The sequence below is a fragment of the Paenirhodobacter ferrireducens genome (assembly GCF_004022265.1).
Taxonomy (GTDB): domain Bacteria; phylum Pseudomonadota; class Alphaproteobacteria; order Rhodobacterales; family Rhodobacteraceae; genus Rhodobacter; species Rhodobacter ferrireducens.
Genome location: NZ_SAVB01000002.1, coordinates 34,803 through 49,221 on the forward strand (window position 1 = coordinate 34,803; position 14,419 = coordinate 49,221).

Genomic DNA, 14,419 nt, shown 5'->3' on the forward strand with positions numbered 1-14,419 from the left:
CGGGGTCTTGCCCTTCGGGGGCGGGAGGACGGATGGAACAGCTCAGCTATGCCGCGGGCACGATTGTCACCGGCGTCTTCGGCTGCGTCGCCTGGTTCTGGGGATCGAACCTGATCCTCGACTGGATCTGGCCCTCGCGCGGGGCGCATGCCGGCACCAACATCTTGCGCGCGAACATGGTGCGGCCCTGGCTCTTCATCGGGCCGGCCATCCTGTTCCTTGCGGTCTACCTCGTCTACCCGGTCTTCGACTCGATCTGGCGCAGCCTGCATGACGCCGGCGGGCGGGCCTGGGTCGGGCTTGACAATTACCGCTGGCTGGCAGGCGACGCGAAGTTCCGCGAGTCGATCCTGAACAACCTGCTGTGGCTGCTGGTGGTGCCCGCGGCCGCCACCTTCTTCGGCCTGCTCGCGGCACAGGTCACCGACCGCATCCGCTGGGGCAATATCGCGAAATCCTTCATCTTCATGCCGATGGCGATCTCCTTCGTCGGCGCCGGGGTGATCTGGAAATTTGTTTACGACTACCGCGGCGAGGGGCAGGAGCAGATCGGGTTGCTGAATGCGATCTGGACCGCGTTCGGCCATCCGCCCGAGACCTGGCTGACGATCCCGTTTGGCAACAACTTCTTCCTGATGGCGGTGCTGATCTGGATCCAGACCGGCTTTGCCATGGTGATCCTGTCGGCCGCGCTGCGTGGCATACCCGAGGAGACGATCGAGGCCGCGATCCTCGATGGTGCGAACCCGTGGCAGCTGTTCTTCCGCATCAAGGTGCCGCAGATCTGGGGCACGATCGCGGTCGTCTGGACCACGATCACCATCACCGTGCTGAAGATCTTCGACATCGTCTTCGTGATGACGAACGGGCAATGGGGCACGCAGGTGCTGGCGAACCTGATGTATGACTGGATGTTCCGCGGCGCGCCCGATTACGGCCGCGGCTCGGCGATAGCGCTGGTCATCATGGCGCTCGTCACCCCGATTATGGTGTGGAACATCCGCAACGCACGGCGGGAGATGATGGGATGAGCCAGATCGCCGGAACCCGTGCGCGTCTTGTCTGGGCGGTGAATCTGGCCGCCCTTCTGCTGGTGCTGCTGTGGACGGTGCCGACCTTCGGCCTGCTGGTGTCCTCCGTCCGCGACCGCGACCAGATCGCGGCTTCGGGCTGGTGGAAGGCGGCCTTTCCCTCGACCGCCTCGGCCTTCGTGCGCGCGGGGGGCGCGGACACGGCGGTGCAGGAGGGGGACCTCTGGGTGATCTCCGGCACTGTCCTTGAAAAGGGCCAGAGGCTCGATGCCTGGGGCGTCACCTCGCGCGCGCCCGAGGCCTATCGCCCGGGCGAGACCGCCGCGCTGAAGGACGGGCAAAGCCTGACGGTCGCCGCCGACGGCAGCTATCGGCTGACGTCGCCCACCGCGTTTGCCGGCGGTCGGGGGATGCGGATCTTCGTCACCACCACCGTGCCGCCGCGCGTCACCACGGAAAACTATGCCCGGGTGATCGGTGCCGAGGGGCTGGGGCAGGCTTTCCTGAACACGCTGACGGTGACGATTCCGGCCACCGTCATCCCGATCCTGATCGCGGCCTTTGCGGCCTATGCGCTGGCCTGGATGGAGTTTCCGGGCCGGGCGCTGCTGATCGCGGTGGTGGTGGGGCTTCTGGTGGTGCCGCTGCAGCTGGCGCTCATCCCGCTCCTGAAGCTGCACAACGACATCGGCATCGGCAAGGGCTACATGGGGATCTGGCTGGCGCATACGGGCTTCGGCCTGCCGCTCGCCATCTACCTGTTGCGCAACTACATGGTCGGCCTGCCGCGCGAGATCATCGAGAGCGCCCGCGTCGACGGCGCGACCGAGTTCCAGATCTTCCGCCGCATCATCCTGCCGCTCTCCTTCCCGGCGCTCGCCTCCTTCGCGATCTTCCAGTTCCTCTGGGTCTGGAACGACCTTCTCGTCGCCACCGTCTTCCTTGGCAACCGCCACGACCAGCTGGTGATGACCGGCGTGCTGCGCGAGCTGATGGGCTCGCGCGGGGGCGATTGGGAAATTCTCGCGGCCTCTGCCTTCGTCTCGATCGCGGTGCCGCTTCTCGTCTTCTTTGCAATGCAGAAATACCTCGTGCGCGGCCTGCTGGCCGGCTCGGTGAAAGGTGGCTGAATGACCATGATGAACAAGGATGCCGACTGGTGGCGCGGCGCGGTGATCTATCAGATCTATCCGCGCAGTTTCCAGGACACGAACGGCGACGGGGTGGGCGATCTGCTGGGCATCGTGCGCCGGCTGCCCTATGTGGCCTCGCTTGGCGCCGATGCGATCTGGATCTCGCCCTTCTTCACCTCGCCGATGCGCGACTTCGGCTATGACGTCAGCGATTATCGCGACGTCGATCCGATGTTCGGCAGCCTTGCCGATTTCGATCAGGTCATCGCCACGGCCCATGCGCTCGGGCTGAAGGTGATGATCGACCTCGTGCTCAGCCATACCTCGGACGTGCATCCGTGGTTTCAGGAAAGTCGGGCGAGCCGCGAGAACCCGCGCGCCGACTGGTATGTCTGGGCCGATCCGAAGCCCGACGGCACAGCGCCGAACAACTGGCTGTCGATCTTCGGCGGCCCGGCCTGGCAATGGGATGCGCGGCGCGAGCAGTATTACCTGCACAACTTCCTCGTCAGCCAGCCCGACCTGAACTTCCATTGCCCGGCGGTGCAGGAGGCGCTGCTGGACGTGGCGCGGTTCTGGCTCGAGCGTGGTGTCGACGGCTTCCGCCTCGACACGATCAACTTCTACATGCATGACGAAGCGCTGCGTGACAACCCGCCGCTGCCGGTTGCCGAGCGCAACGACAACACCGCGCCGAAGGTGAACCCCTACAACCACCAGCGCCACATCCATGACAAGAACCACCCGAAGAACATTGAATTCCTGAGGAAACTTCGGGCAGTGATGGAGCCTTACAACGCCGCGGCCGTGGGCGAGATCGGCGACAGCCAGCGCGGGCTCGAGATCTTGGGCGAATATACCGCGGATGGTGTCGGCGTGCAGATGTCCTATGCCTTCGAGCTGCTGTCGGGCCACGAGCCGCTGAGCGCCGACTACATCGCCGCGGTCTTCCGCAAGGTGGAGGCGGTGGCGCCGCGGGGCTGGGCCTGCTGGGCCTATTCCAACCACGACGTCGTGCGCCACATCAGTCGGTGGGGACTTTCCCTTGCAAGCGCAAAAGCTTATGCAACGCTTCTGATGTGCCTGAAAGGGTCTGTCTGCCTCTATCAGGGCGAAGAGCTGGGCCTGCCGGAGGCCGAGATTGCCTTCGAGGATCTGCAGGACCCCTATGGCAAGGAATTCTGGCCCGAGTTCAAGGGCCGCGATGGCTGTCGCACGCCGATGGTGTGGGAGAAGGACGCGGTCTATGCCGGGTTCTCGAACGCCAAGCCCTGGCTCCCAATCCCCTCGGTGCATGACTATCTGGCCGTCGATGTGGCCGAGGTCGACCCGGCGGCGCTTTTGCACCATTATCGCCGGGCCATCGCTTTTCGTCGCCATCACAAGGCGTTGCGTGCCGGTCTTATGACCGGGATCGAGGCCAGGGACGGCGTGTTGCGGTTCCGCCGGGAGGCTGGGGACGAAACGATCCTGTGCGTCTTCAACCTGACCGACGTGCCGGTCGACACCGATCTGCCGCCCGGAGACTGGGTGACGCTCGCGGGCGAGCTCGGCTCGATCCGGCCCACCGCGGACAACCGTCTTCAGCTCGGCCCGTGGCAGCCGAGCATCCTGCGTCTGAACAGCGGAGCGTGACATGGCCGATCTCTCCCTCACCGGGATTTCCAAAGCCTATGGTGACGTCGACATCCTGAAGGACATCAACCTCGAGATCCGGGCGGGGGAGCTGATCGTCTTCGTCGGCCCGTCGGGCTGCGGCAAGTCCACGCTGCTGCGGATGATCGCCGGGCTCGAGCGGATCTCTGGCGGCGATCTGGTGATCGACGGGCAGCGGGTGAACGACATGCCGCCGGCGCAGCGCGGCATCGCGATGGTGTTCCAAAGCTATGCGCTCTACCCGCACATGACTGTGCGGCAGAACATGGAATTCGCCCTGAAGATCGCGAAGAAGTCCCGAGAAGAGATTGACAAGGCTGTGGAAAATGCCGCGCGCATCCTGCAGCTGACGCCCTATCTCGACCGGCTGCCGAAGGTGCTCTCTGGCGGGCAGCGGCAGCGCGTGGCGATCGGCCGGGCGATCGTGCGCGACCCGAAGGTCTATCTCTTCGACGAACCGCTCTCGAACCTCGACGCGGCGTTGCGGGTGGCGACGCGGATCGAGATCGCCCAGCTCAAGGAGGCGATGCCCGATCGCACGATGATCTACGTCACCCACGATCAGGTCGAGGCGATGACCCTGGCCTCGCGCATCGTGGTGCTGGCCGACAAGGGCATCGCGCAGGTCGGCTCGCCGCTCGAGCTTTACGAGCGGCCGGAGAACGAATTCGTCGCGCAGTTCATCGGCTCGCCGCAGATGAACCTGCTCGCGGGCGAGGTGGTGACGGCGGGGCCGCAGACGACGGTGAAGCTTGTCGATGGCGGCACCGCGGTCAGCCATGTGCCGACCACCGCGGCCGATATCGGGCTGAGGGTCAACATCGGTGTGCGGCCCGAGGATCTGGTGCTGAGCACGGGCGCGGGGCTCTTCACCGGCACCGTCGAGATCGTCGAGGCACTGGGCGAGGTGACGCTTCTGTATTTCGGCGAGGAGATGGGCGCGCCGCACATGATCGCGAAACTGCCCGGCATCCACGCCGATCTGCGCCGGCAGCGGGTGACGCTGACGGCCGATCCGGCGAAGGTGCATCTCTTCGCCGGTGGCCGTTCGCTGCTCTACCGCTGATCAGCCGGCGATCGGCAGCAGCGGCTTGATTTTCAGCGTGGTGATGCGGTTGTCCTTGCGTGCCACCACCTCGAAGCGGAAGCCGTGGAAGGAGAACACCTGGCCTTCCTCGGGGATCGTCTGCGCTTCGTGGATGACAAGGCCGGCAACGGTGTTCGCCTCGTCATCGGGCAGCGCCCAGTCGGTCTCGCGGTTCAGGTCGCGGATCGTCATCGCGCCGTCGACAAGGTAATCGCCGGTCTCGGTGGGTTTGAGCTGCCGCTCGGCCTTGGGGTCGAGCTCGTCGGTGATGTCGCCCACGATCTCCTCGAGGATATCCTCGAGCGTCAAAAGCCCCTTCAGGTCGCCATATTCGTCGACGACGAGGGCGAAATGCGTGCGCCGCTTGAGAAACTCGCGCATCTGCTCGTCGAGCGGCGTGGTCTCGGGGATGAAATAGGGCTTCATCGCCACCTTCATCACGTCGAGATCGGACACGGAATCGAGCTTGCCGTCGCCGGTGCGCAGGAACTTCTCGACCGCGCGCAGCAATTCCTTGGCGTGGATCACGCCGACCACGTTCTCGCGCTCGCCCTTGTAGAGCGGCAGGCGGGTGTGCGGCGAGGTCAGCACCGCGGTCAGCAGCGTCTCGGGGTCGCTGTCGGCGTCGAGCATCTCGATCTGGCTGCGGTGCAGCATGATCTCGTCGACCGTGCGGCTGCCGAGGTCGAGCGCGCCAAGCAGCCGGTCGCGGTCCTCCTTGTCGACGGTGCCTTCCGAGGCGCCGATCGCCAGCGCCCCGGCGATCTCGTCATGGATCGAGAACATCGTCTGGTTCGCATCAGTGCGCAGCCCGAAGGCCCAGAGAATGCCGCGCACCACCAGCCGCACCACGGTGACGATCGGGGTCAGCACCCGGATCAGCAGCCGCACGGTGCGGGCAACGCGGCTCGCCACGGTCTCGGGGAAGGTGATGGCATAGGTCTTGGGCAGCACTTCCGAGAAGATCAGCACAAGGACCGTCATCGCCAGCGTGGCCACGGCGACGCCGCCCTGGCCGAAAAGCCGCGTCAGCAGCGCCGTCGCCAGAGAGGCGGAGAGGATGTTGACGACGTTGTTGCCCAGAAGCAGCGCGCCGATCAGCCGCTCGTTGTCCTCGGTGATCTCGAGCGCGGTCTCGGCCCCCTTGTCGCCCTTGTCCGCGCTCGAGCGCAGCTTGGCGCGGCTTGCGGCGGTGAGCGCGGTTTCGGAGCCCGAGAAGAAGGCCGAAAGCGCCAGAAGCAGCAGGATCGCGCCCGCGGTCAGCCAGAAGGCGGTGTCGAGAAGGGTCGAGATGTTGTTTTCCATGATCGCGCACTATGGGGAGCGGCGGCGCTCCGTTCAAGAGCCGCCGGGGCTGCCGGCGAGCGGGTGGTGGCCAAGGACCAGTTCCTTCAGCCGCTCGTCGAGGACGTGGGTATAGATCTCGGTGGTCGAGAGATCGGCGTGGCCGAGCAACATCTGGATCGCGCGCAGATCGGCGCCGCCCTGCAGCAGATGCGTGGCGAAGGCGTGGCGCAGAACGTGCGGCGTGACCCGGGCCGGGCTGACCCCGGCCGCGACCGCAATGTCCTTGAGAAGCCCGTGAAAGCCTTGCCGGGTCAGGTGACCTTCCTTTGCGCTTGACGGGAAGAGGAAGCGCGAGGGCGGCACGCGCCGGCTCAGCCGCGCCTCTTCCTCGGCCGTGTCGCGGGTCTTCAGCCACGCGCTCAGCGCCTCGCGCGCGGGCGGGGAAAGCGGCACCATCCGCTCCTTGCCGCCCTTGCCGCGGATCAGCAGCATCGCCGGATTGCCACGCGCCGCCGCGACCGGCAGCGAGACGAGCTCGCTCACCCGCATGCCGGTGGCGTAAAGCAGTTCCATCAGGCAGCGGTTGCGGATCTGCTCGGACAGCGACTGGCCCTGATCGCGCGCCGCCTCGAGCAGCGCTTCGACCTCCTCGAGGCTCAGCGTCTTCGGCAACCGCTGCGCCTTGCCGGGGCCGGTGATGCGCAGCGTCGGGTTGTCGGCGCGCCAGCCTTCCTCATAGGCGAAGCGAAAGAGCTGACGGATCGCCGAGAGCCGCCGCGCGCGCGTCGACTTCGCCAGCCCTTCGGCCTCGCAGCGCACGAGGTACTCCTCGACCGTCTCGCGCCCGAGCGTGGCAAAGGCAAGCTCCCGCGCTTCGACGAAGCCGAGGAAATCGTTCAGGTCGCGGCCATAGCTCAGGATCGTGTTGCGCGCGGCACCGGCCTCGGCCGCCTGCGCCTCGAGAAAGGTGGCGATCCAGCGGGCGTTTGGCGGGGCGCTCATCCGTTGCGCTCCAGGATCACCATTTCCAGCGCGGCGCGGCGTGCGACCTCTTCCAGCCCGCTCAGCCGCATCAGGTCGAGCCCGCTTTCGACACGGCGGTAGTCGCCCTTCGCGCCTTCGGTGATGTCGTCGACGGCGGACAGCAGGGCCTCGCCCTGACGGTTCGGCATCATCTCGGCATAGGCCGGGGGCACTGTCGTGGTGGGGGCGTCGAAGACGTGCTTCAGCATCAGGCCAAGCTGGTCCTGCGCCGGCATGCCGCCGGTCGAGCCCTGGGCGATGCCGCACAGCAGCCGCTCGTCGGCATCGGCCGGCTCATGGGCGCGGGCGACCTTTTCATAGCCCGGGCTCAGCAGGCCGAGACGGAAGGCGATGCTGCCCGCCGCGCCCGGCAGGTTCATCGCGGCAAGCTGTTCGCCATAGATCGTGGCCAGCGCCGGTTCCAGCTCCTGCGCCTGCATCGCGTCCCAGAGCCCGGGCAGAAGCTGCGCCACGCGGTCGGGGTCATTGGTGTTCAGCGCGGCATCGAAGGCCGAGATCAGCGTGACCCGGTCCCACACCCCGCCCGAGGCCGCGGCCTTGTCCTGGGTGTAAAGGCCCAGCAGCTGGTTCGGATCGAGCACCCCCATCCGGGTCAGCCGCTCGGCCGCCTCGAGCTGTGCCTTCCAGCCGGTGTTCGAGCGCAGATCGGCCTGGGCGAAGGCCACCGGCAGGCTGTTCGTCGACATCGGCTGGCCGATCGCCTCCATCATCCGGAAGACGAGCGGCGAGGGGCGCGAGGGCGGCGGCAGGTCCTCGGCGCCATCCGCGAGCTCGGGCTCGAGGAAGCGCTCGAGCAGGTCGGCGGTTTCAGGGTCGATCTGGCCGAGCGCGCGGCCGGTGCCAAAGCTCAGCGCCGCCGTCTGCCAGTCGCCCGACCGGGCAAGGCAGAAGATCCGCGCCGGGAAGGACGGTGCCAGGCGCGGCGTCTTCTCCATGATCTCGCAGGCCTTGTTTTCCTCGCCGAGCAGCAGCGCCACGTCGAAGCGGCGGCGGAAGACCTCGGGGTCGGTGGCATCGGCCTGTTCCAGCAGCGCCATCGCCTGTTCCAGCGCGCCCATGTCGAGCAACCGGTCGATGCGGGCGAGGAAGAGCACATTGTGCCCAGCCGGCGCGGGCACCCGCGGCGGATCGAGTTCGGCGAGCAGCAACTCCATCAGGAAGGCCTGAATCGAGGGCAGGGTGTCGATGCGCTCCTTGCGCAGCGCCGCAGCCAGCTGCGCCTCGGCCGTGTCCCCCCACAGATCGCGCGGCAGCCCGGTGCGTGCCGCCGGCACAAGGCCGAGCGCGTTCGCCGTCGGCCGGTCGAGCGACATCACCGAGACGGATTCATTCGTCACACCGCTGCTCACCGGCGGCTCGCCCGGGCGTGCGCCGGGCACCGCAAGGCTGTGCGGCGCCATCGCGGCCGGCGTCACAACCGAACGCGACAACCAGTCGATCGCCGAAAGCGGCTCGCCTTCGGCCTGTGCCGTGCCGGGCAGGGCCAGGGTGGTCAGCAGCAGGAAGATGCGGCCACGCTCAGTTGCCACCCGCATTCCCCGGCAATGTGACCTCGAGCCGCTGCTCGCCGGTCTGAGGATGCATGTCGCCGAAATAGGCATAGCCAATGACCGCAAGCACGGCAAAAACCAGGAGAATCGCGATGGCCTGAAAAATACGCCCCATAAGTCCGTCTTCCGTTTCTTCTTGCTCGATGTTTTGCCCTCCGCGCCGGACGTCCCGGAGATCGCGGCATGCCGCGACGCGCGGTCTGCGCCGCCCCGATACGCCCTGCGGCGGAAACTCGCAAAGATTATATATGGCATTTCGCCGAAGATCACGCCATTCAGGGGGCCGGAATTCACGTTTGCGCAAGCGCCCGCGCATCGGCGGCACTCCGCCCGGGCGCGACGAGGGAGGACCGCTTGACCGAAGAGAGCCCGCACGGCCCGCGCCCGGCGCCGCAGATGCCCCCGAAACTGACCCGCACGATCGTGCTCGTCGGCATGATGGGGGCGGGCAAGACCGCGGTCGGCACGGCGCTTGCGCGCACTCTGGGTGTGCCCTTCCTCGACAGCGACGAAGAGATCGTGAAGGCGGCGCAGATGTCGGTGGCCGAGATCTTCGCCCGCGACGGCGAGCCCTTCTTCCGCGCCCGCGAAAGTGAGGTGATTGCCCGCCTGCTCTCGGGCCCGCCGGCCGTCGTCTCGACCGGCGGCGGCGCCTTCATGAGCGCGGCGAACCGCGAGATGATCGCGCGTCTCGGTGTCTCGGTCTGGCTGCAGGCGGGGCTCGAGCTCCTGTGGCAGCGGGTGCGGCACAAGAACACCCGGCCGTTGCTGCGCACGGCCGATCCGAAGCGCACGCTGAGCGAGCTGTTCGAGACGCGCGAACCGGTCTATGCGCTGGCGCAGGTGGCGGTCGGGGCCGAGCCGGGTCTGTCGATCGAGGACATGGCACAGAAGGTCGTCGAGGCGCTGCGCGCGCGCGGCGGAGTTTTCGAGGAGGAACGGGATGCGTGAGACGGTTCGGGTCGAGCTGGGATCGAGGTCCTATGACGTGCGTCTCGGCGCGGGGCTGATCGCCGGGGCCGGCGCCGAGATCGCGCCGCTTCTGCGCCGTCCGCGCGTTGCGGTGATCACCGACGAGACGGTCGGCGCGCTGCATCTTGACGCGCTGCGCGCAGGGCTTGGGGACATCGAGATGGTGTCGCTCGCCCTGCCGGCGGGCGAGGGCACGAAATGCTGGGCCTCGCTCGAGCGCGCCTGCGAATGGCTTCTGGAACAGAAGGTCGAGCGCAAGGACGTGGTCATCGCCTTCGGCGGGGGCGTGATCGGCGATCTCGTCGGCTTTGCCGCCGCGATCCTGCGCCGCGGCGTGCGCTTCGTGCAGATCCCGACGACGCTGCTCGCCCAGGTCGACAGCTCGGTCGGCGGCAAGACCGGCATCAACGTCAAGGCCGGCAAGAACCTGATCGGCGCCTTCCATCAGCCCTCGCTGGTGCTTGCGGACATCGCGCTTCTGGGCACGCTCACCGCGCGCGATTTCCTCGCGGGCTATGGCGAGGTGGTGAAATACGGGCTGCTGGGCGACCCGCTCTTCTTCGAATGGCTCGAGGACATGGGGCCGAAGCTCGCCGCGGGCGACCTCGCGGCGCGGCAGATGGCGGTGAAGCGCTCGGTCGAGATGAAGGCCGAGATCGTTGCGCGCGACGAGACGGAAGAGGGCGACCGCGCCCTGCTGAACCTTGGCCACACCTTCTGTCACGCGCTCGAGGCGGCGACGGGCTATGGCGACCGGCTCTTGCATGGCGAGGGCGTGGCGATCGGCTGCGCGCTCGCCTTCGAGCTGAGCCAGCGGCTTGGCCTGTGCAGCCAGGAGGCGCCGTCGCGGGTGCGCGCGCATCTCAAGGCGATGGGGATGAAGACGGATCTCGCCGACATCCCGGGCGATCTGCCCGATGCCGAGGGGCTCATTGCGCTGATGGCACAGGACAAGAAGGTGCTCGACGGCAAGATGCGCTTCATCCTCGCGCGCGGCATCGGCGAGGCTTTCGTCACCTCGGACGTGCCGCACGACGTGCTGAAGCGGCTGCTCGAGGAGGCGCTCGCGGCGCGCGGCTGAGAGCCGGGCAGGGGGCGCTGCCCCCTCGGGCTTCGCCCTCACCCCCGGGATATTTGCGGCAATTGGAAGCGGAAGACCCTTTGCGCTTTCTCCTTTCCGGAAATACCTCGGGGGTGAATTGGCGCAGCCAAGAGGGGGCAGCGCCCCCTTGCGCCCGCGCCCGGCATGCACGGCGGATGAAAAAGGGCCGGAGGTTTCCCTCCGGCCCTTCCCGTTCGCGCCCTTTCCCGGGGGCGCGACAGCGGTGACGACTCAGGCCGCCTGTTCCTTGCCGGCTTCGCGCAGCCAGCCCAGAACGGTTTCCGGCGAGGACACGCCGTAGGGGTCATCCGGGCAATTGTCCATCAGGCCGGGTTCCTCGAACCAGGCCTCGACCACACCGTCGTTGACCACCGCGGCATAGCGCCACGAGCGCAGACCGAAGCCGAGGTTGTCCTTGCGCACCAGCATGCCGACGCGACGGGTGAACTCGCCCGAGCCGTCCGGGATCACGGCGACATTCTCAAGCCCCTGAGCCTTCGCCCACTGGTTCATCACGAAGCTGTCGTTGACCGCAAGGCAGTAGATCGCGTCGATGCCGAGCGCGGCGAAATCGCCGAAGCCCTTCTCGTAGCCCGGCAGCTGGTAGGTCGAGCAGGTCGGGGTGAAGGCGCCCGGCAGCGCGAAGAGTACGACGCGCTTGCCCGCGAAGTAATCGGCGGTGGTCTTGTCCTCCCAGCGGAACGGGTTCGGGCCGCCGACGCTCTCGTCGCGGACGCGGGTGTGGAAGGTGACTTCGGGAAGCTTGGAACCAGCCTGCATGGGTCTCTCCTGATCTGGCATTTTCTGGAATCGTTCTAAGACAACGATAGTCCCGTCACAATGGCTGACCTTGCACTTGCAGCGAAAAAAGGCTGCGCCGCGGCGAAGTGCGCATGAAAAACGGGCGGCCAGGCCGCCCGTTTCGGGTCTTGCGGGGAAGCGGGTTCAGGCCTCGGCGCTGGTCAGCCCGGCGCGATGCGCGATTCCGGCAAGCGCACCGCCGACCAGCGGCGCGACGATGAAGAGCCACAGCTGCGCGAGCGCCGTGCCGCCGACGAAGAGCGCCGGCCCGATCGAACGCGCGGGGTTCACCGAAACGCCGGTGACGTCGATGCCGACCAGGTGGATGCCGGTGAGGGTGAGGCCGATGGCAAGGCCGGCAAAGCCCGCCGGCGCGCCGGCGCCGGTCACGCCGAGGATCACGGTGACGAAGAGGAAGGTCGCCACCGTTTCAAAAACCAGTGCAGCGCCCATCGAATAGCCACCATTGTAGCCGAGGCCGAAACCATTCTGGCCAAGCCCGTTCGTCGCGATCGCGTAATCGGCCTTGCCGGTGGCGATCACATAGATCGCGAAGGCGCCGACGATCGCGCCGAAAATCTGTGCGACGACATAGGTCAGGAACTCGGCCGCGCTCATCCGGCCGGCGAGCAGCACGCCGAGCGAGACCGCGGGGTTGAGATGCGCGCCCGAGATCGCACCAAGCCCGTAGGCTGCGGCGACGATCGACAAACCGAAGGCGATCGCGATGCCCTGCATGCCGATATGACTGCCCATCAGCACCGCCGAGCCCACGCCGAAGAACACCAAGATGAAGGTGCCGAGGAATTCTGCCGTTGCTTTCTTCATGGAATGATCTGTCCCTTTACGTTTCACCAAACTACCGCTGGCAGGGCCGCGCGGCCGCATACAGGCGCCGAGTATGGTGGAATTCGGGGCCCGTGTTAGTGGGAAAGCTGCACCCGCGCTCCCCAGGTCCTGTAACGTCATCCTTGCCGCAAGGGCCGGTCCGCATCGCGAGGGGCGGGGACTGACGCGCGCGGAAATTGCATCCCGGGCAGTTTCATCCTATGTGAGGGGCACCTACGATCGGAAAGGATGTCCCCGATGCGCGACCTGAAACTTCCCGGCCAGCGTCACCCCGAGAAGGCGCATCGTCCCGATCATGCGCAGCCGAAGAAGCCGGACTGGATCCGGGTCAAGGCGCCGACCTCGCAGGGCTACAAGGACACCCGCGAGATCCTGAAGTCGAACAAGCTGGTCACCGTCTGCGAAGAAGCGGGCTGTCCGAATGTCGGCGAGTGCTGGAGCCAGGGCCACGCCACGATGATGATCATGGGCGAGGTCTGCACCCGCGGCTGTTCCTTCTGCAACGTCGCGACCGGCCGGCCCGACGCGCTCGACGTGTTCGAGCCGGGGCGCGTCGCCCATGCCGTGCAGACGCTTGGCCTGAAGCATGTCGTCATCACCTCGGTCGACCGCGACGATCTCGAGGATGGCGGCGCCGAGCATTTCGCCCAGACGATCCGCGCCGTGCGCCACCGCGCACCCGACACCACGATCGAGATCCTGACCCCCGACTTCCTGAAATGCCGCCCCGAGGCGCTGGAAAAGGTGGTCGAGGCGCGTCCCGACGTGTTCAACCACAACCTCGAGACGGTGCCGGGGCTCTACCCCGAGGTGCGTCCGGGCGCGCGCTACTTCCATTCGCTGCGGCTGCTGCAGCGGGTGAAGGAGCTCGATCCGGGCATGTTCACCAAGTCGGGGATCATGGTCGGGCTGGGTGAGAGCGCGATGGAGGTGAAGCAGGTGATGGACGACATGCGCGCCGCCGATATCGACTTCCTGACCATCGGCCAATATCTGCAGCCGACGCCCAAGCACCATGCCGTCGACCGTTTCGTGACGCCCGACGAGTTCGGGGAGTACGAGCGCTCCGCCTATGGTAAGGGCTTCCTGATGGTCTCGGCGACGCCGCTGACCCGCTCGAGCTATCACGCCGGTGACGACTTCGCCCGGCTGCGCGCGGCCCGTCTCGAGAAGCTCGGCCGCGGCTGAGCCGAGGGCCAGTGCCGCCCGCACCGCGGCGCGGCAGACGGTCTTGGCGGCCAGGTTCCAAAAACGTGATTCGGCGTGAGCCGGAGGGGCAGGGCGACAAACCCTGCCCCGTTTCGCATTTGAAGTTGATTTGTGCACAATCGATCGGGACGGATTGTTCCCGAATGGCGATGAAATAGATCCTGTTTCGGAAACGAATGATGCTGTTCATTGTTTCTTAATCATGCGCGGATTTCGGTCTGGCATCGGGGCTGGCAAGCGGCAGTCGGGTGCGGCTGTGTCGGTTAATGATTGGTAAAGAAGGCAAAGCTGCGCTTCCGGGGGCGCCGCAATGATGCCGGAAACGGAAACAATCCCGCGCCGAGGGAGGAGGAGATTTTCGCAATTGCGGCGAGCCGCAGCGGAACCCCGCCTGAAATTTGGCAAGAATAAGGCAAGTTTGCCCTTTTCCGGAGGTCGGATGGGGCGCTATCACCGGGCTGCCCAACTGGGGGGCAACGGGCCGCGGGGGCGGCCAGGTTACGGTGATGCATCCGCTGATGCGCACTGGTTCGTGAATGGTGCTGCCAATGTTCGGGGGCAGCTTTGGCCCCGAAACGCCTTTGAAATGACGTCGAGGTCGTCACCCGCGCATTTGCGGGATGGTCCATTGCACCCCGAACCCGCGCGTTGACGCATAGCTGCGCCGTGAGAATCGTCCGGAGGATCGCGAGAGACTC

Annotated in this window: 13 protein-coding genes; 7 read left to right on the forward strand and 6 right to left on the reverse strand. The window is 66.6% G+C overall.

Annotated elements, in window-relative coordinates:
* The first annotated feature begins 32 nt into the window (after positions 1 to 32).
* The 4 genes from EOW65_RS01665 to EOW65_RS01680 are packed head-to-tail and all read left to right on the forward strand — an operon-like array spanning position 33 to position 4,886.
* The gene (locus EOW65_RS01665; protein WP_128147282.1) at positions 33 to 1,031 is read left to right on the forward strand and encodes a carbohydrate ABC transporter permease; all 999 of its coding nucleotides are present in this window, start codon (positions 33 to 35) and stop codon (positions 1,029 to 1,031) included.
* Positions 1,028 to 2,161, forward strand: a complete 1,134-nt coding sequence (locus EOW65_RS01670; protein ID WP_128147283.1) for a carbohydrate ABC transporter permease — start codon at positions 1,028 to 1,030, stop codon at positions 2,159 to 2,161. The genes EOW65_RS01665 and EOW65_RS01670 overlap by 4 nt, the downstream gene beginning before the upstream one ends.
* A complete protein-coding gene (locus tag EOW65_RS01675; RefSeq protein ID WP_206364002.1) occupies positions 2,162 to 3,799 on the forward strand; it encodes an alpha-glucosidase family protein in 1,638 nt (545 codons plus the stop codon). It abuts the gene before it with no gap.
* A 1-nt stretch (position 3,800) separates the two neighbouring features.
* On the forward strand, positions 3,801 to 4,886 hold the full coding sequence (locus tag EOW65_RS01680; protein WP_128147284.1) for an ABC transporter ATP-binding protein: 1,086 nt from the start codon (positions 3,801 to 3,803) through the stop codon (positions 4,884 to 4,886).
* Here the strand turns inward: EOW65_RS01680 and EOW65_RS01685 are convergent, their stop codons facing one another.
* The 4 genes from EOW65_RS01685 to EOW65_RS01700 are packed head-to-tail and all read right to left on the reverse strand — an operon-like array spanning position 4,887 to position 9,104.
* Positions 4,887 to 6,212: an HlyC/CorC family transporter gene (locus EOW65_RS01685; RefSeq protein WP_128147285.1), complete on the reverse strand. Its 1,326-nt coding sequence runs from the start codon at positions 6,210 to 6,212 to the stop codon at positions 4,887 to 4,889. It lies immediately after the preceding gene.
* 33 nt (positions 6,213 to 6,245) lie between these two features.
* Positions 6,246 to 7,196 (reverse strand): site-specific tyrosine recombinase XerD, encoded by a 951-nt coding sequence (locus EOW65_RS01690; protein ID WP_128147286.1) that lies wholly within the window; start codon positions 7,194 to 7,196, stop codon positions 6,246 to 6,248.
* Complete coding sequence (locus EOW65_RS01695) at positions 7,193 to 8,767, reverse strand: hypothetical protein (protein WP_240664445.1); 1,575 nt, start codon at positions 8,765 to 8,767, stop codon at positions 7,193 to 7,195. Before EOW65_RS01695 ends, EOW65_RS01690 begins: the two co-directional genes overlap by 4 nt.
* Positions 8,757 to 9,104, reverse strand: a complete 348-nt coding sequence (locus tag EOW65_RS01700) for a hypothetical protein (RefSeq protein ID WP_128147288.1) — start codon at positions 9,102 to 9,104, stop codon at positions 8,757 to 8,759. Before EOW65_RS01700 ends, EOW65_RS01695 begins: the two co-directional genes overlap by 11 nt.
* A gap of 80 nt (positions 9,105 to 9,184) precedes the next feature.
* Here EOW65_RS01700 and EOW65_RS01705 point away from each other — a divergent pair, with 80 nt between their 5' ends.
* Both EOW65_RS01705 and aroB read left to right on the forward strand, forming a co-directional pair.
* On the forward strand, positions 9,185 to 9,739 hold the full coding sequence (locus EOW65_RS01705) for a shikimate kinase (RefSeq protein WP_128147460.1): 555 nt from the start codon (positions 9,185 to 9,187) through the stop codon (positions 9,737 to 9,739).
* Positions 9,732 to 10,841, forward strand: a complete 1,110-nt coding sequence (gene aroB, locus EOW65_RS01710; RefSeq protein WP_128147289.1) for a 3-dehydroquinate synthase — start codon at positions 9,732 to 9,734, stop codon at positions 10,839 to 10,841. The genes EOW65_RS01705 and aroB overlap by 8 nt, the downstream gene beginning before the upstream one ends.
* A gap of 252 nt (positions 10,842 to 11,093) precedes the next feature.
* Here aroB and EOW65_RS01715 read toward each other — a convergent pair whose 3' ends face one another.
* A complete protein-coding gene (locus EOW65_RS01715) occupies positions 11,094 to 11,642 on the reverse strand; it encodes a peroxiredoxin (protein ID WP_128147290.1) in 549 nt (182 codons plus the stop codon).
* Positions 11,643 to 11,807: 165 nt separating this feature from the next.
* Positions 11,808 to 12,491 (reverse strand): aquaporin, encoded by a 684-nt coding sequence (locus EOW65_RS01720; RefSeq protein ID WP_128147291.1) that lies wholly within the window; start codon positions 12,489 to 12,491, stop codon positions 11,808 to 11,810.
* A 258-nt stretch (positions 12,492 to 12,749) separates the two neighbouring features.
* Between EOW65_RS01720 and lipA the strand changes: the two genes are divergently transcribed.
* Positions 12,750 to 13,700 carry a lipoyl synthase gene (gene lipA, locus EOW65_RS01725; protein ID WP_128147292.1) on the forward strand — a complete coding sequence of 317 codons (951 nt, stop codon included), beginning with the start codon at positions 12,750 to 12,752 and terminating at the stop codon, positions 13,698 to 13,700.
* The last annotated feature ends 719 nt before the right edge of the window (positions 13,701 to 14,419 follow it).